Annotated in this window: 2 protein-coding genes; both read right to left on the bottom strand. The window is 30.8% G+C overall.

From position 1 onward, the window contains the following. Positions 1 to 862, bottom strand: an 862-nt coding sequence (locus GJV76_RS15550; protein ID WP_455429741.1) for an ISAon1 family transposase, incomplete at its 3' end; no start/stop codon positions are given. Between the two features lie 37 nt (positions 863 to 899). Then, positions 900 to 1253 carry an ISAon1 family transposase N-terminal region protein gene (locus GJV76_RS15545; protein ID WP_160339156.1) on the bottom strand — a complete coding sequence of 118 codons (354 nt, stop codon included), beginning with the start codon at positions 1251 to 1253 and terminating at the stop codon, positions 900 to 902. Positions 1254 to 1318: the final 65 nt, after the last annotated feature.

Below are 1318 nucleotides of genomic sequence, written 5' to 3'. Positions count from 1 at the left end.
CTTTAATTTTTGCATTAAAAGATTCAGCAGAGGCATTGGTACTTCTATTATCAAAATAGTTAAGAATTGTTTTATAATTGATTTGCATTGTATTGATAACAGTGCCGAATTGTTTTAAATTAATCTTCATAACATCATTGTACCAATGAGCCAGTTTAGTATAAGCTACTTCTTTTACTGTGGTTGTGTTATATATTATTCTTAAGTTTTGCGCTACATTATAAGCTTGTTTAATCAAAGGATATTGATTAAATAATATATCTGCTCTTTGCATTTGATTAGTAGTCCATTTACTTGGATCCATAGTTAGTAGATATCTACTTCTTATAAGTAGTTGCTTAGCTGTATCTCCATTATCAAATTCTATTGGAATAAATTGTTTACCTTCTTTTTTAGCTTGTAGGATTAAGTTGTTTTCAATATCTGAAGCATTCCAACGTTCTTGTATTCTAATATCTTGTAATGCTTCATTTACTAGTTTCTGTACATGAAAACGATCTGTTACTTGTGTCGCATTAACAAAGCACTTCGTAACAATTTTTTTCATAGAATTTGCCATATCAAGTGTTATCTCCTTAACTTTAGATCTTGTCTTAGAGGAGATTGTAAGAAGCTTCTCTATAATAGGCTCTACTTTAGTGCCAGAAAAAATTGCTACTATACTCCCTTGCTTTCCTCTACTATATTTGTTTGTAATAATTGTATAGAGCTCACCTTTTGACAAAGCTGTTTCGTCTATTGATAGTTTAGGACCTATGTTTTCAGGAAAAAGAAGATAGTCTTTAGCGTGTTCTTTATGTTCCCAAGCTTGAAAATCACTTAGTGAATCTTTGTATTGGCGTTGTAGTTTTTTACCATCAATATTAAAGAAACCTCCTATTGTATGGCAATCACTTGCCTTAGTATCTATTAATTTCTTTTAAAAAAGAGGCAAACTCATCAGTTAAACGAGTGCCTTTTGCTACTAGATTCCAATCTCTCTGTACTAATTCGCGAGTAGTTTTATCTAACCAACGACGACGCTTGACATGAAGATAAACACTATTTCCTCGTAAAGGAAAATCTTGTATTGTGGTTTCATTATGAAATCCATGACCTATAAGAATACGGTCTTTTGCTTCATCCGGGACTCTATTAAATTCTTCAAAATATAGGTGCATTGTTTCACCTTGTTTTATCGTTTTTACTAAATCAAAATGTTCTACTAAAAACTCAGGTAAAATCATTTTTACAAACTCAATATAGTTTTCCACGGTTATTATTTATTATTACAAAGATCTGTAGTTTTTAATTCACACACAACTTTTGAGATTGATCC

Source organism: Myroides albus, assembly GCF_009711045.1.
Classification (GTDB): domain Bacteria; phylum Bacteroidota; class Bacteroidia; order Flavobacteriales; family Flavobacteriaceae; genus Flavobacterium; species Flavobacterium album_A.
Note: the sequence above shows the minus strand (reverse complement) of the source record. Positions and strands in the feature narration are given on the sequence as shown.